This is a genomic window from Halarchaeum sp. P4, assembly GCF_051195175.1.
In the GTDB taxonomy this organism is placed as follows: Archaea; Halobacteriota; Halobacteria; order Halobacteriales; family Halobacteriaceae; genus Halarchaeum.
On record NZ_JBNTKC010000006.1, the window covers coordinates 104,303 to 124,932 of the forward strand.

Here is a 20,630-nt window from a genome sequence, read left to right on the forward strand (position 1 = left end):
CGTCCCGCCACACCCATCTTTGGATACCGGCGGGCTTTGCACCTCCCGGAGTCGCTCGGCCCGCTCAGGTTACCACGACGTGATTGTGACGTCGCGCAGGGGCCGTGCGAGCGGGACATCGATGCGGCCGCCGGAGTGTTCAGAGATGTAGAACGCGACGATGATTTCGAGCGAACGGAGCGCGTCCGTTCCGGGCGAGCGGTTCTCCGCCTCGCCGTTGAGGAGTTCGGCGACGTGTGCGGCAGCGTTCGGGAACGCGCGCCGGTAGTCCTCGTCCCACGTCCACGCGCCCTCGATGCCGGGCAGGGGCTCCTCGACGTGCTCGCCGTCGTCCAAGCGCCAGTAGCGCCACTCGCCGTCGTCGTTGTTCATGTAGAGTTTGCCCTCTGAGCCGACGAAGCTGAGCGTCATCGAGGAGTCCGCGCGCGGCACCGTGCAGTCGACGGTCGTGAACGTCCCGTCGTCCATGACGACGAACCCCCCACCGCCCGCGTCGTCCACGTCGATGTCGGCGTCGAGCGAGTCCACGGCCTCGTTCTCGCCGGTGATGTGTCCCGCCACTGACTCCGCGCGCGCGTCGAGCAGGTAGACGAGCGTGTCGAGGAGATGCGTCGAGTTCCGCAGGAGCTCCATCCGGTACTGCGCGCTCACCGAATGGACGTCGCCGAGCACCCCCTCCTCGTGGACGAGTTCGTGGAGCCGCTCGAGTTTCTCCGTGAAGCGAAAGGAGTGGTTCACGAGCAACTCGGCGTCCCCCTCCTCGCAGGCCTCGATCATCTCCTCGGCGTCGCTCACGCTGGACGCGATGGGTTTCTCGCACCAGACGACGTCCGGGTTTCCGATATCGACGGCGTCGGTCACGTGCTCGTGGTGGAGGTAGGAAGGCGTACAGACCGAGACGACGTCGAGGGATTCCTCAGCGAGCATCGCCTCGTGGTCGGTGTAGAGGGCGTCCTCGGGGAGGTCCCACGCGTCGCCGAACGTGGCGAGTTTCTCGGCGTCGACGTCGGAGACGGCGACGAGTTCGATGTCGTCGGTCGCCGCGTAGCCGCCGGCGTGACTCGCCTCGAACTTCTTCCGGCCGATGTCCTCCTCGTCGTGCATCCCGAGGATGCCGAGTCCGGCGATGCCGCCCGCGCCGATGATGCCCGCGCGGTACGTCATCTCGACGCCTCCGATTCCGGTGTCGTCGGACAGGTGGTCGGCACTCTGCGGGACTCCACACGCTGGTCGTCCATACCTGCCCTCTGTGGCGGACGGCTAATAAATTATTGTGTCGCGTTAGCGCGTGACGCCGTGCTCGAGGGTGCCGATGCCCTCGATCTCGATTTCGACGTGGTCGCCGTCTTCGAGTGGCGCGACGCCGGCGGGTGTCCCGGTGATGATGACGTCGCCCTCCTCGAGAGTCATGTACTGCGTGATTTCCTCGACGAGTTCGGGGATGGAGAAGATGAACTCCTCGGTGTTCGAGGACTGGCGGACCTCGCCGTTGACGCGGAGTTCGACGTCGGCGTTCTCGGGGACGTGCTCGGGGTCGGCGACGACGGGGCCGAGCGGACACGAGCCGTCGAAGGCCTTCCCGCGCACCCAGTTCTGCTCGACGTACTGGTCGTCGCGGTTCGAGACGTCGTTCGCAATCGTGTAGCCGGCGATGACGTCCTCGGCGTCCTCGGCGGCGACGTTCCGACACTGCTCGCCGATGACGACCCCGAACTCGACCTCGTGCTCGACGGTCTCCTTGCCCTCGGGGAGCGTGATGGTGTCGCCGTGGCCGGCGACCGTGTTCGGCGTCTTCAAGAAGAGCAGGGGACGCTCGGGAATCTCCATCCCCTCCTCCTCGGCGTGGCGCTCGTAGTTCAGCCCGACGCAGACGATTTTCGTGGGCTCGCTCGGCGGCAGTACCTCGACCTCCTCGGGGTCGTAGGTGCGGTCCGCGAACTCGATACCGTCGTCCGTCCACGTGCCCTGCCGGACGCTCCCGGCCGGGTCACGAAATCTGACGTGTCGCATCGTCCCCACCAACAGCGAGCGACTACTAAGCGGTGTCGGTCCTCACAATCCGCTCACGCCGTAACCCGGACCGACGAGCGCGCCGTCCTCGAACTGGAGCGGGCGGAAGTCGCCGACCGTAGTGTCGTCGCGCGCCGCGAGCTCGCGCGCTACCGGCTCCGAGACGACGAGGTCGTCCGGTTCGAGCGTGTTCCGGATGCGCGCGATGCGGAGGTCCGCGGGGTCGCGCACGCCCACCGTCGAGAACGTCGCCTGCAGGGCGTGCTCGTCCGACGGCAGTATCACGGGCAGGCGGCCGCGCTCCGGCTGCCCGCCGGTCAGCGAGTTCACGTAAGTCGACGTCCGGTCGATACCCACCTCGACGTCCACGTGCGCGAAGTCCGCGAGGCCGACGCCGTTCGCGTTCCCGTGCGTCTCCTCGGTCAGCCCGCGGACGTAGATGCGCGTCACGTCCGGCGTCTCGAACTCCGGTTCGCCCGACATCAACATCCGGCCGACGACGTTCGTGTCCATCCCCGTCCCGGAGACGTCCTTCCCGATTTCGTCCAGAATCAGGAGGTCGAGGTCCTCCACGGGGAGCATCGGCTGGAGTTCCTCCGCGCGTTCGAGCAACGCGGGTTCGCGTTCCAGTATCTCGCCGCCAGGCACGCCCTCGACGTGGGCGGCGCGCTCCTCGGCGTTCTCGATGACTGCGACGCCGCCGACGATGGGGGTCTCCTCGAACAGTATCGCGGCGCGCTCCGGGATGACCTCGTCGAACCCCGTCGCAAGTGCCGCGCGGTGGGCTTCGTCCGCGCCGCGCTGCTTCCCGACGCCGATGACCGCCATCTTCGAGAGCCCCGACTCGATGCGGCCGTGGAAGTCCGTGTGGAGTTTCACACGGTTCGCGAGCACCACAGCGTCCGCGTCGAGGGCGTCCGCGGCGGCGTACACCGGCCGTCCGTCCGCGTCTCGAGCGACTTCCTCGACGGCCATCGACGCACGAATCTCACAGCCGACCGAGTCCTCGGTGATGCCGACCGATTCGAGCGTCTCTACCTGTCCCTCGGCGGTGGCGCCGCCGTGACTCCCCATCGCCGGGAAGACGAACGGCGAGAGGTCGCGCGCCTCCAGCGCGTCCACGACAGCCGAGAGGACGGCGGGCATGTCGTGGATGCCGCGACTCCCACCCGTGATGGCGACCTCCGCGCCCGCGGCGAGATTGTCGAGTGCGGGGATGTCGGCGACGGCGTCGCGGGTCGCGGCCGCGACGTCATCGACGGTGGGCGGGTCGCGGTGGCGTTTCACCGGCGCGAACCGGGGGAGCGATGCCGAATCGAGGTCGTTGAGGGCGGCGAGCGCCGCCGGGTCGGGGGCGTCCATCTACCTGCGGGTGAGCTGTGAGACGTTGTGTTCGTTCGGGACGCGCGTCAGCTCAGGGTCGTCCAGTTTCCTGATGGCGAACTCCCCGAGGACGTTCACCTCACAGCCCTCCTCGAGGTGGCCGGCGACGGTGCGCTCGCCGTCGAACGCCGTCACGTGCAGGTGCGGGTCGCCGTCTGCGATGAGGCCCTGAACGTTCGTCACCTCCCACGACCCCTCCAGTTCGAGCGCGACGTTCCGGTCGGCCTGCTCCTCGGGGAGGTCCGTCCGGTCGACGTAGTGGATGTTGAGGTTGCTGAACGTGCCGAGCCCCGAGACGACGACCCCGGTGTCGACGTCGTGTTCCGCGACGGCATCGCGGATGCATTCGAGCGCCAAGTCGCCGCGGTCCAGCCGGAGCAGTACGTAGCCCTCTTCGGACGTGAACGTCTCCATGGTCGTGTGTCATGCTCTCCCGCGAAAACATATAGCTTACGTGCCGCGGGGCAGAACTTATGTGGTAGGGTGTGGTTCGCTCTCACGATGCAAGTCGTCTCACCAGCGGACGTCGAGAGCGTCGAGGCCGAGGACGGCGTCTACCCCGCCCAACTGTTCAGCGGCGAGGAGATGAACGTCCAGCACTTCCGCTTCGACCCGGGAGCGTCCGCGTCCGAGCACAGCCATCCGAACGAACAGGTCGGCTTCGTCCACACGGGGACCCTCACGATGCACGTCGAGGGCGAGACTTATGAGGTGGAGGCGGGCGACTGCCTCCTCATCCCCGGTGGCATCCCGCACGCCGCCGAGAACCGCGGCGACGAACCCGTCGAGGGCATCGACGTCTTCAGCCCGCCCCGCGAGGGCACGCCCTGGGACGAGTAGTCACCGATAGCGCGACTCCGACTGCCACGGGTCCGGGTTCGGACCCAGCGTCTCCTTCAGTTCGTCCGTGATAGTGGCCGCACGCTCCACGAACTCCTCCGGGAGCGACAGCGACGCCGCTTCCGCGTTCGCGCGCGCCTGCTCGGGGCTGGTCGCGCCGACGAGCACGCTCCCGACGCCCTCGCGCTGGAGCGGCCACGCAATCGCCGCCTCCACCATCCCGACGTCGAACTCCTCGCAGAGTGCCTCGAACTCCGCTATGGCCTCGAAGGTCTCCGTCTCGGCCCCTTCTTCGCCGTGGCGCGCGTGCTCGCGCTCGCCCGAGAAGTGTCGTGTCCGTGCCCGGCCCGGCGGTACGTCGTCCGGCGAGTCGAACTTCCCGGCGAGCAGGCCCTGCGCGAGCGCGCTGTAACAGACGACATCGACGTCGTTCGTCCGGCAGGCCTCCTTGACCTCGTACTCGATGGCGCGCCAGAGCAGGTTGTAGGGGAGCTGGTTCGCCTCCACGCGCACCTCGTCGAGGACGTCGTTCAGGTCGCGGACGCCGTGGTTCGAGACGGCAGGCACCCGAATCTTCCCTTCCTCTTGGAGTTCGCGGAGCGCGCGCGCCGTCTCCGTGACAGGCACGTCCGGGTTCGGGTAGTGGAGGTAGTAGACGTCGATGGTGTCGACGCCGAGCCTGTCGAGCGACGCCTCGCAGGCTGCCTTCAGGTCGTCGTAGGTGAGGTTGCTCTGGTGGGCTTTCGTCGCCACCACGACGTCGTCGCGGTTCAGCGTCTCGAGGGCGGCGCCGAGCACGGACTCCGAGTAGCCGTCGCCGTACGCCTCGGCGGTGTCGAGGAAGGTGATGCCGGCGTCGACGGCGGCCTGAATCGTCTCCACCGCGTCGTCCTCCTCGACTCGGTCCCAGTTCACGTCGCCGCTGACGTTCCAGAGGCCGAGCCCGACTCTGCTCACCGATACGTCCGTCTGTCCGAGTGTCGTGTACTCCATGGTCGTCTCCGCGGTCGTGTCGACCGTATGCAGTGCGGAACGCCCGCCCGCTTAAGACCATCGGTGGGACGGGATGACCTACGAGAACTTCGAGTTGATCTCGATGACGTTCGTGGAGCGCTCGAGCGTCTCCGCGATTTCGTTCTCGATGCGCTCGTCGGTCATCCGACTCACCGGCCCGGAGACGCTCACCGCGCCGAAGACGCCCGAGTCGCCGTCCATGAGCGGCATCCCGACGCAGCGCAGGCCGGTGATGTTCTCCTCGTTGTCGAGCGCGTAGCCGCGCTCGCGCACGCCCTCGAGGGCGTCGAGGAGTTCGTCCGGGTCGGTGCAGGTGTACTGGGTCTTCTCGGGCATCCCGTGGTCGTCGAGTATCTCGCGGACGCGCGACTCGTCCATCTGGGCGAGCATCGCCTTCCCGAGCGACGTCGAGTGCATGTATTCGCGCTTGCCCGCCGAGGACGCCGTCTGAATGCCGGCCTCGCCGGTGGCTTTGTAGACGTAGGTCACCCAGCCGTGTTCCTCCGTCGCGAACTGTGCGATTTCGCCCGTCGCCTCCGCGAGGTTCTGCAGCTCGCCCGCGATGACGTCGTAGTTCCCGACCATCCCCTTCACCTGGTTCGCCATGTCGAGGTAGCGCAGACTGAGGCGGTACTCGCCGTCCTCGTTCACGACGTACTCGCAATCGTCGAGCGTCGTGAGGTGTCGGTGGACGGCGCCCTTCGCGAGGCCGACCTCGTCGGCGATTTCGGTGACGCCCGCGCGCTCGCGGGTCTGGAGGACGTCGAGAATCTCGCAGGCGGTGCGGACCGCGTCGACCGTTCGGCGGCTTTGGTTCGGCATACCGTACGGACTATACCGAACTATCATAAATGTTGTTCTCGCTATGCAAACGATCACTCGGTCAGCGCGGCGGACGGTTCCCCTAGTGGTCGCCGCTCACACACCCGAAACCCCCTCTCACGCGGTTCTCGGCCGGGAAACGACGACGCACTCGACGGCCGCCGCTCGCCGCCGTGTCGCTCGCCCCCTCTTGCCGCCGCGCGGACGGTACCGCGTCCGCACGTCCCGTTTTACGAGTGTATCTCTGTAACCCGGCGTCGTTCCCGGCGAGCGAACGCGGCGACCCTACTCGCCAGTCTCCGATGCCGACTGGCCGTCCGCCTCGACGTCGAGATGCTCTGCGAGACGCGCGTGGCCCTCCGCGCGCCGCCGCTCGCGTTCCTCCGCCGTCAGGTACTGCGCGAAGCGCTCGTCGATGTACTCCTCCCGAACCTGCTCGAAGGTCGCCTCGTCGACGTCGTCGGGCGCCATCTCGGCGACGTACTCGCGCCAGTGCTCGCGGTCCGCCCACTCGCCGGTGAGGTTCTCCTCGCGGCGCACCCAGTCGTAGTAGGCCGCGACCGCCTCCCAGTAGCCGGCCTCGCGCCGGACGTCCTCTACGATTGCGCAGCCGACCTCCGCGCCGTGGCCTGCGGCGACCAGCGCTTGGTCGCGCACGCCCGCGAGCGGCCCCGCGACGTAGAACCCGTCCAGCGGCGTGCTGCCGTCGCGCTCCGCGTAGTCGGCGTCGAACTGCTCGGTCTCCTCGCCGTCGTACTCCACGACCTCGACGGCCTCGTCGTCCAAATCGAGGAAGACGTCGCCGCCGTACTTCGCCGCGGCGACGACGCGCGCCGCGTGGACGGTCCGGCCGTCCACCGTCGTGACGCGGAAGCCGTTCTCGGCTCGCTCGACGGTCTCGACGGTGTCGGCGACGACGTCGCCGCCGGACTGCTCGACGTGGTCGTGCGCGAGCGCGAGGAACGTCTCGATGTCGACGCCCGCGGGGAACCCGAGGTAGTTCTCCAGGTAGCCACAGCGCCGAATCGAGGACGGCCCCCGGTCGAAGACGACGGTGTCGAGCCCGTAGCGCGCGGTGAACACCGCTGCCGCGCACCCGGCCGGCCCGCCGCCGACTACGACGACGTCCCGCGTCGCCGCGTCCTCCGTCCCGACTGCCTCGCGTATCCGTGCCGTCTCGCTCATAGAGTTTAGGCCGTCCGAAAACGGTATAGTGGTTTCGGGTCGGGGTCGCCGGAGGCACAACCGCTAACACGCCACAGCCCATGGCGGGCGTATGCTCGACACAGACCGGGTCGCCGTGCACACCCTCGCCGCGCTCGCGGCCGTCGCCGGGTCGTTCGCCGTCGGCGGCACCACGCTCGCGTTCGTCGTCACGCCCGCCTACGACGTCGTCGCACGCTACACGCCCGGTCTCCTCGTCGGTGTCGTCGTCACGCAGGCGCCTGGCCTCACCGACGCCGTCGCCTACGCCGTCGCGCTCGTCCTCACTGTCGCCGCGCTCACGCTCCTCGTCGCGCTCACCGTCGAACTCGCCGTCCGGCTCGTCGACTCCACTGTCGCCGTCTTCGGCACCGCCGTCGCCGTCACCGCCGTCGCTGCCGTCGCCACCGGCTACCCCTTCCGCGCGCTCGCCGCCGGCCTCCCCGCCGGCGCTGTCGTCCTCTACTTCCTCGCCGACCCGCGCCCGGCCCGCGTCGCGCTCTCGCCCGCCCGCCGCCGCGTCCTCCGCGCCGCCGGTGGCGTCGCCGCCTTCGGCGCCCTCGCCGGCTACGTCGGCCGCGACGTCGCCGTCCGCGAACCCGTCCCCGCCGACGGCCGCTACCGGAGCGAGCGCGTCGCCGCCCTCGAAGCCGACGCCGAACGGAACGCCCTCGACGTCGAGGGGCTCCCCGGCCTGCTCTCCGCGAACGCCGAGTTCTACACCGTCGACATCAACAGCGCCGACCCCTACGTCGAGTCCGCCGACTGGTCGCTGCGCTTCGAGGGTGCCGTTGAGAACACCGCGCCCGTCGACTTCGACGCCCTCGTCACTCACGACGCCCGTACTGACGCCGTCGACACGCTGCGCTGCGTCTCCGACCCCGTCGACGGCACACTCACCGATACCGCGGTCTGGACCGGTGTCCCCGTCGCTGCCCTCCTCGAGGGCCGCACGATATCGAGCGACTGCGGGTGCGTCATGGTTCACGCCGCCGACGACTATCACGTCGAGTTCCCGCTCGAGGCCCTCCGCGAGGGCTTCCTCGCCATCGGGATGAACGGCGACCCCCTCCCGCGCTCGCACGGCCACCCCGTCCGCCTGCTCGTCCCCGGCCACTGGGGCGAAGTGAACGTCAAGTGGGTCACGTCCTTCGAGTTCCTCGAACGCGAGGCCGAGGGCTACTGGGAACAACGCGGCTGGCACGGTACCGGCCCCGTCAACGCCGTCACCAAGATTTGGGCGACCAGACAGGACGCCGAGCGGGTCACGCTCGCCGGCGTCGCCTACGCCGGCACGCGCGGCGTCGCCCGCGTCGAAGTCAGCGTCGACGGCGGCGACACGTGGCGGGACGCCCGCCTCTCCGAGCCGCTCGAGGGCACGCTCGACGGCGACGTCTGGCGCCAGTGGGCCTACACGTGGGATTCCCCGCCGAGCGGCGACCACGAAATTCGCGCGCGCGCCGTCACCGAGGACGGTACCGTCCAACCACAGACCGAAACCGGCCCCTTCCCCTCCGGGTCGTCCGGGTGGGCGGAGACTACCTTGACGGTCTGAGAAACGAGCGGAGAAGGACGACTCGCCGCGGCCGCGGCGGCCTCAGATTTCGGTGACGCGCCGGTAGTCGTCGTCGAGTGCCTGCGCGTCCTCCGGCAGGAGCGCGACGGCGATGTAGGGCGCGTACTCGTGGAAGTAGTCGACGAGCGCCGCGATGCGGTTGGAGTCGATGGCCTCCAACGAGTCCAGCAGCATGAACGGACACTCCTCGTACACCTCGTGGACGAGATAGCCCGCGAGGCCGAAGACGAGGCCGATGACCTCGCGCTCGGACTCCGAGAGGTGGTCGACCGTGTCCTCGTAGGCCGTCCCGTCAGCGCCCGTGCGGACGACGTGCAGGCGGAACACCGTCTTCTCGACCTTTCGGCGGCCCTCCCGGACCTGCTCGGTCGCGCGCTCGATCCAGACCCGCGAGACGTTTCCGTAGTCGAGGACGTCGAGCACCGTCTCCATGTGCTCGTTGAACGACTCGACCGCCTCCGCCTCGAGGCGGTCGATGCGCGTGCGCAGGTCCTCCAACTCGGCGGTGAGCTCCTCGCGCTCCGCCTCGAGGTCCTCGCGGCGGTCCGCCTCCGCCTGCATCTCCGCAATCTCCTCCTCGACGCGCTCGAGGTCGTCCTGTAGGTCGTTCAGCTCGAACTGGAGCTCGTTCGCCTCCCGGTGGAGGTCGAGGACGGCGCTGTGCCGGCCCTCCTCGAGTTCCTCGACCGTCTCCTCGAGCTCCTCGACGGCTTCCTCGGCTTCCTCGCGCTCCGCGGCGAGTCGTTCAGTCGCCGCCTCGCGCTCCTCGATTTCCTCGCCGAGCTCTTCGAGGCGCTCCTCGAGGCTCTCGCGGCGTTCGACGCGCGTCTCCAGTTCGTTGCGCTCGGCCTGCACCTCCTCGAGTTCGCTCGTCACGTCGGAGCGCTCCTGACGCTTCTCGCGCGCGAGCGAGCGGAGTTTGTCGAGGGTGTCCTCGACGTCCTCCATCGACACCTCGGAGCCACACGTCCAACAGCGGCCCCCGGAGTGCTCCGAATCGGGGAGGAGCGCGTCCGTGACGGCGCTCGACTCCGCTCCCTCCTCGTCCGCGAGGAGCTGGAGGACTTCCGTGTGCTCGCCGTCCAGCATCTCCTCGTTGAACTGGATGAGACTCTGGAGCTGCGTGATGGTGGAGTCGAGACTGCGCTTCCGGTCGCGCAGCGAGGAGACGCGCTCGTCGAGGAACTCCGCCTCGTCCTCGGGCACTGCTTCCATCTCCTCGAGCGTCTGTTCGACGTCCTCGCGCTCCTCGCGGACGGACGCGAGACTGGAGCGTTCGTTCTCGAGACGGGAGGCGACTCGTTCGAGTTCGGCGCGCCGGTCGTTCAGTCGGTCGAGGGCGTCCTCGAGCTCGCTCTTCTCTTCCTTGGACTCTTCAACGCCCGCGTCCGCCTCGTCGATTTCGTCCTGTTTGGCTTCGAGTGCCTCACGCTTCTCCGCGATTTCGTCCTCGAGTTCGACGCGTCGCTCCTCCAGTTCGGGGATGCGCCGGTTCGCGGCTTCCGCGCTCTCGATTTCGTCGTCGAGGCGCTCGCGCTCCGCGACGAGTTCGTCGATGCGGTCGTTGATGGCTTCGGTGTCGACCGGCCGCATGACGAGGTCGCGGAGGTCGCCCTTCGTGGCAATGGCGCGGCGCGCCTCGTTGTCCTCGAGGAGGAAGGCGAAGAGGTCGGCGAGCTCCGGGTCCTTGAGGACGGGGTCGCCCGAGAAGTCGACGCCCCCGCCGCTGCGTCGCGTGAGCACGCGTGTGAACGTCTCGTCGCCGAGTTCGAGTTCGACGCGCCCCTCCTCGGCGTCGCCCTTCAGCGACGCGCGCTCGCTCCCCGAGACGGCCATCAGCGACTGCAGGAAGGAGGTCCGGTTGGTCGCGTTCCGCCCGACGAGGACGTTCACGCCCGGTGTGAGGTCGACCGTCGTCTCCTCGATGCCACCGATATTGGAAACGTACACGCTCGCGTCCGTCCCCGCTGCTCGACTCGTTTGCATATGTGCCCCCTGAAGCAGCGCGCCGACTTATAGATACTGCACTGACTGTGCGTTCAACGATGGAGACGTCGTCGCCCGTCCGTTCACTCGGCGTCCGCGACGCGGCACTCGCAGCCGCCGGCGTCGAGGAGTTCGCCGAACTCGTGGCGCCGGCCACACTCGTCGCAGGTGACGTGCGTCGTCACGATGACGTCGAACCCGTCGAGCGACACCTCCTCGCCGGCGAGGCGGTCGAGGTTGTTCGCGGCGATTTTCTCCGTGCGCGCCTCCAGCGATCCGACCGTGCTCTGCGTCGAGGCGACGCGGTCGGCGGGCTCGGGGTCCTTCTCCGCGCCGAGACACTCCCGGAGGTGCGTGTGGATGGACTGGTGGGAAACGAAGTCCTTCTGGACGGCCTCGACGTCGACGCCGTCGCGCTCGAGGCGCCCTGCCGCCTGCGTCCGCATCCCGGCGCTCACGTCGTCGTCGGTGAGGAGCCGATAGGTGTTCTCCAGTTCGCCGTCGAGCACCTCGACGTTCGCCGAGCGGAGCTCCGCCCCGAGAACGCGGCGGTTGAAGTAGTGTTGGAGGTCCCGGAGACTGTAGGACTCGCCCTCCTCGCCGCGCCACAGCGACGCCAGCTCCTCACCGACGGCGCCGAGCCCGTACTCAGATGCGACACGACCGACCTTACAGTCACAGGGCGCTCCGTCTGCACTCATGTTACTTCGTGTAAGCCGAGTCGCTATATAAATGTTCTGTCGTCCGGGTTTACACCCTTATCCGTGTAAGTACCGGGGTATCGGGATTCCCACGAAAACGGCGCTTTGAGGCGGTATTGAGGGTGTTCTCCGAACCCGGGAAAGCCCCGCTCGCTAGCGGTCGTAGCCCCACTCGCGCAGGACGTCCGCCGCCTCGTCGAGGTGGCGCATCCCCGCGAGGTAGATGGCCTCCCGCGCGTCGAGGCGATAGACGTCCTCGCCGAGCAACTTCTCGAGGTCGCGCTCGGCGTCGCGTGCCTGCGAGTCCGTCTCGTCGCGCACGAACAGCTGATGGACGTCCGGCCGCTCGTCCTTCACCTTGTCGCGCCGGTAGATGTACGGGAGTTCGAGCGGCGCGCCGGACGCGCTCTCGTCCTCCGTCGATACGTCCGCCGACGCGTCCTCGCTCGACGCCCGCTCCGACGACGCGGCGGCCGAGTCCGCTTCGGCGGTTGCGTCCGCGGTGGCCGGATCGTCCGTCGGTACGGACTCCTCGACGGCCTCGGGTTCGGCCGCCTCCTCGTCCTCGTTGTCGTCCGCGAACGGGTCGCTCGCGCCGGACTTCATAGTCGAACCTCCTCGGAGACGTCGGACTCGTCGAGTTCGACGCCGAACTGCGCGGCGACGTAGCGCGCGAGCTCGTCGAACTGACGGAGCGTCTCCAGTTCGCGCTCGCGCACGCGGTCACGGTTCGTCGCGAACTCGTAGGGCGTCGTCTGGGCGTCCCATGCGCCCTCTAGCATCGCGCGACGCTCGCGGATTTCGACGGGCGCGACCGGGAAGTCCTCCTCCTCGAGCGCCGCCTCGTACTCCGACTGGGTCTTCGTGTTCGAGACGCGGTTCGGGACGACGCCGAGCACGCCGACCTCCACGTCGTCGAGTTCCGCCTCGATGCCCTCGACGGTGTCGCGCATCCCCTCGACGGACTCCTTGCCCTTCGCGGAGAGCTCCAGAGGGATGAGGAGGTTCGACGCCGCGTAGACGGCGTTGTAGACGTGCTGGCCGCCGGTTGCGGGCGGGTCGATGATGATGACGTCGTACTTCGTGGGGATGTCGTTCTCGGCGAGGACGCGCCGGAGTTGCTCCTCTGGGACGAACTCCTCGCCCATGTCCTCCTCCATGCGCTGGGCGCGCAGGAGGTTGCGCTCGAGGGACTCGAGCATGTTGTGCGAGGGGACGAGGTCGATGCCGTCGTGGACGGTCTCGATGAGGTCGTCGAAGTCCCCCTTCGGCCGGCCGATCATGTGGCGGACGAGGTTGTCCGCCTCGGGGTTCGAGCGCTCGTCGGTCGCGCCGAAGTGGTGGGTCGCCCCGCCGTCCTGCGGGTCAAGGTCGACGACGAGCACGCGCTGGCCGTGTCGGGCGTGCGCGGCCGCGAGCGTGACCGTGAAGGTGGTCTTCCCCACCCCGCCGGCCTCGCTCCAGATCGTGTATGCGGTCGTCGGCATACCCACTCCATGCGTGGCACCCACCAAGTAGTTTTCGCCAACCCATTCAGTCGTGTTCGACAGTACTACTGCACAGTCTGCCCAAGCAGTATTACTAGAGTGCCGAATCGCCTATCACGGATGCGTGTGTGGCCTGCCGTATGGACCGCTACACCGTCGCGGGGAGCGCCCTGCTGGCTGTCGGCTTCCTCGGCTACGCCGCCGGCGTCCTCGTCGACTACCCCGGTCGGGCGTTCTCCGTGACGGCCGTCATGCTCGGCATCAGCCTCGTCGCGATCCCGCAACCCGCAACGGGGGAGTCCGAATGACCCTACACGCGATGGCCTACACGGCCACGGGCGTTGAGCGCTTCGACGACCTCGGGTCGGCCGCCGACGCCGAGGGCGAGACGTGGATTCACGCCGACGCCGTCGAGTCCGCCGAGATGGGCCGCCTCCGCGAGCGCTTCGACATCCACCAACTCGCCGTCGAGGACGTCATCCATACCGAAACGCGGCCCAAGGTCGAGGAGTTCGACACGCACACCTTCGTCCTGCTGAAGACGGCGCGTCTCGGGCAGAGCGAGGCCGTCGAGTTCGAGAAGGAAATCCGGACGAGCCCGGTCGGGCTCTTCATCGGCGAGGACTGGCTGGTCACCATGTCCACGAGCGACATCGACATCGTCGACCCCAGCACCTCGCGGTGGGCGAAGAACAGCGACCGAGTCGCCGACCGAGGCAGCGACTTCCTCGCCTACCGCATCATGGACGCCATCGTCGACGACTACTTCGCCGTGCTCGACGAGATTGAGGACGACATCGAGTCCGTCGAGGAGCGCGTCGTCGACGACCCGAGCCCCCGCATCCTCGAGGAACTGAACGACGTCCGGCGGGACCTGCTCGCGTTCCGCAAGACCGCGTGGCCCGCCCGCGAAGCCCTCTCCTACCTCTCCCGGGGCGACATCCCCCAGGTTGCCGACGAGAACGAGAAGTACTTCCGGGACGTCTACGACCACCTCGTGCAGGTCGTCGACCTCATCGAGACCTATCGCGACCTCTCCAGCGGCTCGCGCGACATCTACCTCAACTCCGTCTCCCAGTCCACCAACGAGGTGATGAAGACGCTCACCGTCGTCGCGACCATCTTCATCCCGCTTACCTTCGTCGTCGGCATCTACGGGATGAACTTCGCCGACACGCCGCTCGCCATGCCCGAACTCTACTGGGAGTACGGCTACCCCGCGGTGATGATCGGCATGGGCCTTGTCACCGTCCTGATGCTCCTCTACTTCCGCCGGCAAGACTGGATCTAGAGCCGCGCCGTTCCCGCTCTCCCCGCGACGCCGAAGACTGCCGTTCCGAGCCACGAGCCGCCCGGAGACGTGGGTCTGTGTTCATGGCCGTTTCCGAACCACCTGCCCGATTCTGTATAGCGACATGCGATTTATACTGTCCTCCCCGCCGTCTTACTCGCGACGCAAGCGCTCGTCGTGCTCGTTGAGCGCGTAGAAGTCGTCGACGGCGTCTCTGAGGCTGCCGGAGACGGAGCCGGCGAACATTGCGGCCTCGACGATTTTCCCGCGGTCCTGGACGTGACGGACCGCCCGGTCGTAGTCGGCGTCGCCGGTGACGAGGACGGCGACGTCGTAGGAGTCCTCGTAGCCCTGCGCGAGGAGTTCAGTGGCGAGCGCGACGTCGACGCCCTTCTCGATCGGCGTTGGCCCAGACTCCTGCAACTCTCGCGAAACCACGCGGAAGCCGAGCTCGCGCCGGAGGAACGCGTAGAAATCGGTCTTGTCGTCCTCGGGCGCGTGCGAGTCGAACAGGTAGGGCCGGATTAGGTCGTACCCCTCGGCGAGGAGATCGACGAGTTCGACGTAGTCGACGGCGTTCGACTTCCCGTAGTGGTGCTGAGCGGTCTGTTCGAGGTTCTGTGCGTCGACGAACAGCATCGCGCGCTTTACGGGCATACTCGCCTGCTCGCCCGCCGCCGAAAAGAGTGCTGTCGCCGCTCAGGTGCCGTCGGCGGCCTCGACGTACCCCTCGAGGCCGGCTTCGACCGTCTCGCGGTAGCGCTCGACGTCGATGTCGACGGCGACGTGCGTGTTCGGCTCCTCGCCGTAGATGTCGTGCTGGTCGCAGATGACCGAGCCGTGCGAGGGGCCGCCCGTCGTGTCGATTTCACAGTAGTACTCCTCGAAGTCGAGAACCTCGGGGTCGATGAGGTCCGCGACGACGGCGGCGTCGTGGATGGCCGGACCTTCCTCGCCGACGTCCAGCGTCTCCGCGGGGTAGCGCAGCCAGTCCGTGATGACGTCGAACGCGCCGCCGCGCTCCTCGTACGTCTCGATGTCCTCGAAGGAAATCGAGGCGTGGTCGGTGACGTCGAGGCCGACCATCTTCGCGTGCGCGTCCTGCACGACGCGGCTCGCCGCCGCGGGATCGTTGTGGAAGTTCGCCTCCGCGACCGGCGTGACGTTCCCGCCGGAGAGCGCCGCCCCGCCCATCACGTAGAGGTCGCCAACGATGTCCGGGAGGTCGGGCTCCTTCGCGAGCGCGAGCGCGAGGTTCGGGAGCGGGCCGACGGCGGCGATGGTGAGGTCCTCGCCGTGCTCGTAGGCCTGCTCGACGATGAAGTCCGCCGCGTGCTGGTCGAGTGTGTCGCCCTCTGGATAGGGGAGGTCGCCGCGAATCCCGCCCTCGCCGTGGACCCACTCCGCCGTCGCGAGCTCGTCCACGAGCGGCCGTTCACAGCCCTGTGCGACCGGAATATCGCCGTAGCCGCCGAGTTCGAGGATGGCCTGGGCGTTCCGCGTCGTGTTCTCGATGGTGGTGTTGCCACAGACGGTCGAGAGGCCGACGACGTCGATGTCGTCGTGCCCGAGGGCGACGGCGAGCATCACGGCGTCGTCGCACCCGGGGTCGGTGTCGAAGAGGACTTTGCGGGACATGTCTGATACGCGGGCCGAGACGCACTTAAGCGCTCGCCGTCACTCCCGCCGGCAGACGTGACGCGAAGGGTTATTCTCGCCGCGCGCCAACCCTCGTGTATGCGACTCTACTTCGCCGCACCCCTCTTCAACCCGATGGAGCGCGAGTTCAACGCCGACCTCACCGCCCGCCTCGAGGACGCCGGCCACGACGTCTTCCTCCCGCAGCGCGACGGCATCGAGACCCTCGAGGACCCCGAGTTCGACTCCGAGGAAGCGCGCATGGAGAAAATCTTCGAGCTCGACCGCGAGGGCGTCGTCGAGTCGGACGCCGTCATCGGCGTGCTCGACGGGCGCGTCCCCGACGAGGGCGTGATGATCGAACTCGGCATCGCCCACGAGAACGACATCCCGGTCTTCGGGCTGAAGACCGACGACCGCGTCTTCATGCCGGGCGAGCACCTCAACGCAATGATTCACGGCGTCCTCACGACCCTCGACGAGTCCGTCGAGGACCTCCTCGACACCGTCGAGGCGCACGCCGAGTAGGGATTCGCCACCGCTAAGGCGACTCTCGTGTGACCATCCCCCATGGTCGAACTCGACGTACCCGACGCCGACGCGCTCGCGGCCATCAACGACGTCGACGTCGCGGACTTCCCCCGGTTCGCGTTCGCGGAACGCCACCGCGACCCACCCACCGTTGAGGACGTAGCAGCGGCGACCCGCGACGCCATCGACGACATCCCCGCGTTCGACGACCTCGACTCGGGTGCCGAAGTCGCGGTCACGATGGGCAGCCGCGGCATCCACGATATGCCCGAACTCGTCGTCACCGCCGTCGAGGAACTCCAGTCGCGCGGCTTCGAGCCGTTCGTCTTCCCGGCGATGGGGAGTCACGGCGGCGCCACCGCGGAGGGTCAGACCGAAGTCCTCGAGGAGTACGGCGTCACCGAGGAGCGCCTCGGCTGCGAGATTCGCGCGTCGATGGCCGTCGAGTCCGTCGCCGAGGACGAGGAGGGCCGGCCGGTCCCGGCCTCGACGGTCGCCTCGGAGGCCGACGCCGTCCTGCTCGCGAACCGCGTGAAACTCCACACGGACTTCCGCGGGAGCGTCGAGTCCGGACTCGCGAAGATGGCCGTCGTCGGCCTCGGCAAACAGCGCGGCGCCGAAGTCATGCACAACGCCGCCATTTCCCGGGACCTCGAAACCGTCATTCGCGAGCGCGCCGCCCTCCTCTTCGAGCACACGCCGGTCGTCGGCGGCATCGCACTCGTCGACAACGCCCACGAGCGCGCCGCGCACATCGAGGGCGTGCCCGCCGACGAGATACTGGCGCGCGAACCCGAACTCCTCGACTACTCCGAGGACCTGTTCCCCCATCTCCCCATCGAGGACCTCGACCTGCTCGTCGTCGACGAACTCGGGAAGAACGTCTCCGGGTCGGGCATGGACACGAACGTCATCGGGCGCTATCGCTACCTCGGCGAGGAAGACCCCGAGACACCTGATATCGGGCGCATCTACGCCCGTGGCGTCACACCTGCCTCGCACGGCAACGCCATCGGAATGGGTCTCGCTGACTTCGTTCACGAGGACCTCGTGCGCGACGTCGACCTCACGGACACTTACACGAACGCGGCGACGAGCGGCGAGCCCTCACGGGTGTTCGTCCCGATGGTGATGCCCTCTGACCGCGCGACGCTCCAGGTCGCCTACTCGATGCTTGGCGTGAAGGATCCGAGCGACCTCCGCATCGCCTACATCCAGAACACCCTCGAACCCGACGCGCTCTACGTCTCCGAGTCTGTCGCGGACGACCTCGCCGCGCGCGACGACACCGAGGTCGGCGAGCGTCGCCCCCTCGACTTCGACGCCGACGGTGACTTCGCGTTCGGCTTTGAGGACTGACCCGGACTCCGAAACCGCCCGACGGGGTACACGTGACCGTCCGTCAAGACAAGGATTAACACGTAGGTGGGTGAAGCCCATTCCATGTCGAGCAGCACACTATCGACCTTCGAATCGTCCCTCGCAGCCCTCGACGTGGGGTGGACGCGGACGACGCCCGACGCGTTCGCGGACGACCTCGCGGCCGTCGTCGACGAACCCGCGGTCGGCGTCCCGCTCGGAATTGAGGGCGTCTCCCTCGAGGACACCGTCGTCGAGACGCCGCCGACGCCGCGCCGCCTCACGGAGGCTGAGACGGGCGTCACGGCCGTCGGGAAGGCCGTCGCCGAGTACGGTACGCTCGTCGTCGACAGCGACCCCGAGGGGACCGAGCCGGTGAGTCTCTACCCGCCGAAACACGTCGCCGTCGTCCGCGAGTCCGACGTCCTCCCCGACGTCGAGTCGGTCACCGACCACCTCGGGGAGCGCTTCGCCGACGGTGGCTCCTCGGTCTTCGCGACGGGTGTTAGTGCCACCGGCGACATGGGTGCCATCGTCGAGGGTGTCCACGGCCCGCAATACGTCCACGTCCTGATTCTGGAGGAGCTATGAGTGCCGAACGCCGTCGCAAGGCCGAGAAGATTCGACACCTCCTCGAAACCGAGGGCGACGCCGTCCACGAGAACATCACCCACATGAACGCGGAGCGCTACGACGCCATCGAGCGCTTCGACGACTTCGAGACGCTCCGCGAGGAGGCCCGCGCCATCAAGGAGGACGCCATCGCGGACCTCCCCGCCCTCATCGAGGAACTCCGCGAGAGCGTCGAGGCGAACGGCGGGCACCTCTACGTCGCCGACGACGCCGCGGACGCCAACCGCTACATCACCGAGGTTGCCGACGAGAAGGACGCGGAGACGCTCGTGAAGTCGAAGTCGATGACGAGCGAGGAAATCGAGATGAACGACGCCCTCGAGGACGCCGGCGTCGACGTCTGGGAGACGGACCTCGGGGAGTTCGTCATCCAGCTCGCCGACGAGGCGCCCTCCCACCTCATCGGGCCGTCGCTCCACCGTTCTCAGGAGGACGTCGCCGAGCTCTTCAACGAGGTGTTCGACCCCGAGGAGCCGTTCGAAACCGCCGAGGAGTTGACGACATTCGCGCGCGACTACCTCGGCGAGAAGATTCGGGAGGCCGACATGGGGATGACGGGCGCGAACTTCGTGCTCGCGGACTCGGGCACCATCACGCTCATCACGAACGAGGGGAACGCCCGGAAGACGGCGGTCACGCCGGACACACACGTCGCCGTCACGGGCGTCGAGAAAATCCTGCCGAGCGTCGAGGAACTCCAGCCGTTCGTCGAACTCATCTCGAAGACGGCGACCGGGCAGGACATCTCCCAGTACGTCTCGATGTTCACGCCGCCCGTCGACTCGCCGACCATCGACTTCGAGACCCCCGACGAGCCGCTCGGGAGCGGCGACGGCGAGCGCGAGTTCCACCTCGTCCTCATCGACAACGGCCGCCTCGACATGCGCGAGGACGACCAGCTGAAGGAGACGCTCTACTGCATCCGTTGTGGGGCGTGCGCGAACTCCTGTGGGAACTTCCAGCACGTCGGCGGCCACGCCTTCGGCGGCGAGACCTACACCGGTGGTATCGCGACCGGCTGGGAGGCCGGCATCCGCGGCGAGGAGGCCGCCGACGAGTTCAACGACCTCTGTACGGGCTGTAGCCGGTGTGTGAACGCCTGCCCGGTCAAAATTGACATCCCGTGGATAAACACCGTCGTCCGGGACCGCCTGAACGGCGAGGCGACGCCGAGCGAGTTCGAGTTCCTCGTCGAGGGCCTCACGCCCGACGCCGAGGACTCCGTCGACCCCCAGAAGCGACTCTTCGGGAACTTCGGGACGCTCGCGGAACTCGGGAGCAAGACCGCGCCGCTCTCGAACTGGCTCGCCGACCTCGGGCCCGTCCGCTCGCTCATGGACGAGTACCTCGGCGTCGCACCCGACCGCGACCTCCCTGAGTTCCAGCGCGAAACGCTCGAAGAGTGGTTCGAGTCCCGAACGCCGCGTGCGCCGAACGCCGACGCCACCCGGAAAGTCGTCCTCTACCCGGACGCCTACACGAACTACGTCCTCACGGAGCGTGGGAAGGCCGCCGTCCGCGTGCTCGAGGCGCTCGGCGCGCACGTCGAACTCGCCTCGCCCATCGAGAGCGGGCGCGCACCCGTCTCGCAGGGGATGGTGGACACGGCCACCGAGCAGGCCGAGGCCGTCGCCGCCGACCTCGCCCCCTACCTCGAGGCGGAGTTCGACGTCGTCGTCGTCGAACCGTCCGACCTCGCGATGTTCCGCCGCGAGTACGAGAAACTGCTCGAGGCGGACACTCACGAGCGCCTCGCCGAGAACGCCTACGACGTCATGGAGTACGTCTACGGCCTGCTGGAGAACGGCGCTGACGCCGACGCCCTCGCCGACCCCGTGGAGCCGATTGCCTACCACAGCCACTGCCAGCAGCGCACCCTTGGCGCGGAAGCCTACACCGAGGCCGTTCTCGAGGAGCAGGGCTTCGACATGGTGACGAGCGACGTCGAATGCTGCGGGATGGCCGGGAGCTTCGGCTACAAGTCCGAGTACTACGAGCTCTCGATGGACGTCGGCGAGGACCTCCACGACCAGTTCGCCGACGAGGACGACCGCAAACTCGTCGCGAGCGGGACGTCCTGCACCGAGCAGATGAGCGACCTCTTCGCGCGCGACGTCACCCACCCCGTCGAGCTCATCGACCCCGGGCGCTGAGGC

At 68.0% G+C, this 20,630-nt stretch carries 21 protein-coding genes; 8 read left to right on the top strand and 13 right to left on the bottom strand.

The genetic code is table 11. The features are described from left to right. Positions 1 to 69: 69 nt before the first annotated feature. The 4 genes from ACQUS8_RS15645 to ACQUS8_RS15660 form a co-directional block, all read right to left on the bottom strand. Positions 70 to 1,164, bottom strand: coding sequence for a Gfo/Idh/MocA family protein (locus ACQUS8_RS15645; protein ID WP_435102818.1), 1,095 nt, complete (start codon positions 1,162 to 1,164; stop codon positions 70 to 72). Positions 1,165 to 1,281: 117 nt separating this feature from the next. Next, entirely contained in the window at positions 1,282 to 2,010 is a 729-nt protein-coding gene (locus ACQUS8_RS15650; RefSeq protein ID WP_435102820.1) for a fumarylacetoacetate hydrolase family protein, read from the bottom strand. A 42-nt stretch (positions 2,011 to 2,052) separates the two neighbouring features. Beyond that, on the bottom strand, positions 2,053 to 3,372 hold the full coding sequence (locus tag ACQUS8_RS15655; protein WP_435102822.1) for a DUF362 domain-containing protein: 1,320 nt from the start codon (positions 3,370 to 3,372) through the stop codon (positions 2,053 to 2,055). Further along, complete coding sequence (locus ACQUS8_RS15660) at positions 3,373 to 3,807, bottom strand: PPC domain-containing DNA-binding protein (protein WP_435102824.1); 435 nt, start codon at positions 3,805 to 3,807, stop codon at positions 3,373 to 3,375. Positions 3,808 to 3,894: 87 nt separating this feature from the next. Here ACQUS8_RS15660 and ACQUS8_RS15665 point away from each other — a divergent pair, with 87 nt between their 5' ends. Further along, entirely contained in the window at positions 3,895 to 4,233 is a 339-nt protein-coding gene (locus tag ACQUS8_RS15665; protein WP_435102826.1) for a cupin domain-containing protein, read from the top strand. Here the strand turns inward: ACQUS8_RS15665 and ACQUS8_RS15670 are convergent, their stop codons facing one another. The 3 genes from ACQUS8_RS15670 to ACQUS8_RS15680 all read right to left on the bottom strand — a co-directional run bounded on the left by ACQUS8_RS15670 (position 4,234) and on the right by ACQUS8_RS15680 (position 7,254). After that, entirely contained in the window at positions 4,234 to 5,226 is a 993-nt protein-coding gene (locus ACQUS8_RS15670; RefSeq protein ID WP_435102828.1) for an aldo/keto reductase, read from the bottom strand. A 78-nt stretch (positions 5,227 to 5,304) separates the two neighbouring features. After that, on the bottom strand, positions 5,305 to 6,069 hold the full coding sequence (locus ACQUS8_RS15675; protein ID WP_435102830.1) for an IclR family transcriptional regulator: 765 nt from the start codon (positions 6,067 to 6,069) through the stop codon (positions 5,305 to 5,307). 285 nt (positions 6,070 to 6,354) lie between these two features. Then, the gene (locus ACQUS8_RS15680; protein ID WP_435102832.1) at positions 6,355 to 7,254 is read right to left on the bottom strand and encodes an FAD-dependent oxidoreductase; all 900 of its coding nucleotides are present in this window, start codon (positions 7,252 to 7,254) and stop codon (positions 6,355 to 6,357) included. A 91-nt stretch (positions 7,255 to 7,345) separates the two neighbouring features. Here ACQUS8_RS15680 and ACQUS8_RS15685 point away from each other — a divergent pair, with 91 nt between their 5' ends. After that, positions 7,346 to 8,827 (top strand): molybdopterin-dependent oxidoreductase, encoded by a 1,482-nt coding sequence (locus ACQUS8_RS15685; protein ID WP_435102834.1) that lies wholly within the window; start codon positions 7,346 to 7,348, stop codon positions 8,825 to 8,827. 42 nt (positions 8,828 to 8,869) lie between these two features. On the opposite strand, the gene ACQUS8_RS15690 is transcribed toward ACQUS8_RS15685, so the two are convergent. From ACQUS8_RS15690 to ACQUS8_RS15705, 4 genes are all read right to left on the bottom strand, one after another. Then, positions 8,870 to 10,834 carry an archaea-specific SMC-related protein gene (locus tag ACQUS8_RS15690; protein ID WP_435102836.1) on the bottom strand — a complete coding sequence of 655 codons (1,965 nt, stop codon included), beginning with the start codon at positions 10,832 to 10,834 and terminating at the stop codon, positions 8,870 to 8,872. A gap of 83 nt (positions 10,835 to 10,917) precedes the next feature. Next, the gene (rdfA, locus tag ACQUS8_RS15695) at positions 10,918 to 11,535 is read right to left on the bottom strand and encodes a rod-determining factor RdfA (RefSeq protein ID WP_435102838.1); all 618 of its coding nucleotides are present in this window, start codon (positions 11,533 to 11,535) and stop codon (positions 10,918 to 10,920) included. Between the two features lie 153 nt (positions 11,536 to 11,688). Continuing rightward, a complete protein-coding gene (locus ACQUS8_RS15700) occupies positions 11,689 to 12,141 on the bottom strand; it encodes a hypothetical protein (RefSeq protein WP_435102840.1) in 453 nt (150 codons plus the stop codon). Next, positions 12,138 to 13,022: a ParA family protein gene (locus ACQUS8_RS15705; protein WP_435102842.1), complete on the bottom strand. Its 885-nt coding sequence runs from the start codon at positions 13,020 to 13,022 to the stop codon at positions 12,138 to 12,140. The genes ACQUS8_RS15700 and ACQUS8_RS15705 overlap by 4 nt, the downstream gene beginning before the upstream one ends. Positions 13,023 to 13,162: 140 nt before the next feature. On the opposite strand from ACQUS8_RS15705, the gene ACQUS8_RS15710 reads away from it, so the two are divergent. Next, positions 13,163 to 13,330 (top strand): hypothetical protein, encoded by a 168-nt coding sequence (locus ACQUS8_RS15710; protein ID WP_435102844.1) that lies wholly within the window; start codon positions 13,163 to 13,165, stop codon positions 13,328 to 13,330. Then, on the top strand, positions 13,327 to 14,313 hold the full coding sequence (corA, locus tag ACQUS8_RS15715; RefSeq protein ID WP_435102846.1) for a magnesium/cobalt transporter CorA: 987 nt from the start codon (positions 13,327 to 13,329) through the stop codon (positions 14,311 to 14,313). Before ACQUS8_RS15710 ends, corA begins: the two co-directional genes overlap by 4 nt. Positions 14,314 to 14,466: 153 nt before the next feature. Here the strand turns inward: corA and ACQUS8_RS15720 are convergent, their stop codons facing one another. Beyond that, positions 14,467 to 14,970 (bottom strand): NYN domain-containing protein, encoded by a 504-nt coding sequence (locus ACQUS8_RS15720; RefSeq protein WP_435102848.1) that lies wholly within the window; start codon positions 14,968 to 14,970, stop codon positions 14,467 to 14,469. Positions 14,971 to 15,012: 42 nt separating this feature from the next. Beyond that, on the bottom strand, positions 15,013 to 15,951 hold the full coding sequence (locus ACQUS8_RS15725; RefSeq protein ID WP_435102850.1) for a nucleoside hydrolase: 939 nt from the start codon (positions 15,949 to 15,951) through the stop codon (positions 15,013 to 15,015). 99 nt (positions 15,952 to 16,050) lie between these two features. Between ACQUS8_RS15725 and ACQUS8_RS15730 the strand changes: the two genes are divergently transcribed. The 4 genes from ACQUS8_RS15730 to ACQUS8_RS15745 all read left to right on the top strand — a co-directional run bounded on the left by ACQUS8_RS15730 (position 16,051) and on the right by ACQUS8_RS15745 (position 20,627). Further along, positions 16,051 to 16,479: a nucleoside 2-deoxyribosyltransferase gene (locus ACQUS8_RS15730; RefSeq protein WP_435102852.1), complete on the top strand. Its 429-nt coding sequence runs from the start codon at positions 16,051 to 16,053 to the stop codon at positions 16,477 to 16,479. A gap of 42 nt (positions 16,480 to 16,521) precedes the next feature. Next, positions 16,522 to 17,841 carry a DUF362 domain-containing protein gene (locus ACQUS8_RS15735; RefSeq protein ID WP_435102853.1) on the top strand — a complete coding sequence of 440 codons (1,320 nt, stop codon included), beginning with the start codon at positions 16,522 to 16,524 and terminating at the stop codon, positions 17,839 to 17,841. An 84-nt stretch (positions 17,842 to 17,925) separates the two neighbouring features. Next, complete coding sequence (locus tag ACQUS8_RS15740; protein WP_435102855.1) at positions 17,926 to 18,432, top strand: LUD domain-containing protein; 507 nt, start codon at positions 17,926 to 17,928, stop codon at positions 18,430 to 18,432. Next, the gene (locus ACQUS8_RS15745) at positions 18,429 to 20,627 is read left to right on the top strand and encodes an LUD domain-containing protein (RefSeq protein ID WP_435102856.1); all 2,199 of its coding nucleotides are present in this window, start codon (positions 18,429 to 18,431) and stop codon (positions 20,625 to 20,627) included. Before ACQUS8_RS15740 ends, ACQUS8_RS15745 begins: the two co-directional genes overlap by 4 nt. Positions 20,628 to 20,630 lie beyond the last annotated feature (3 nt).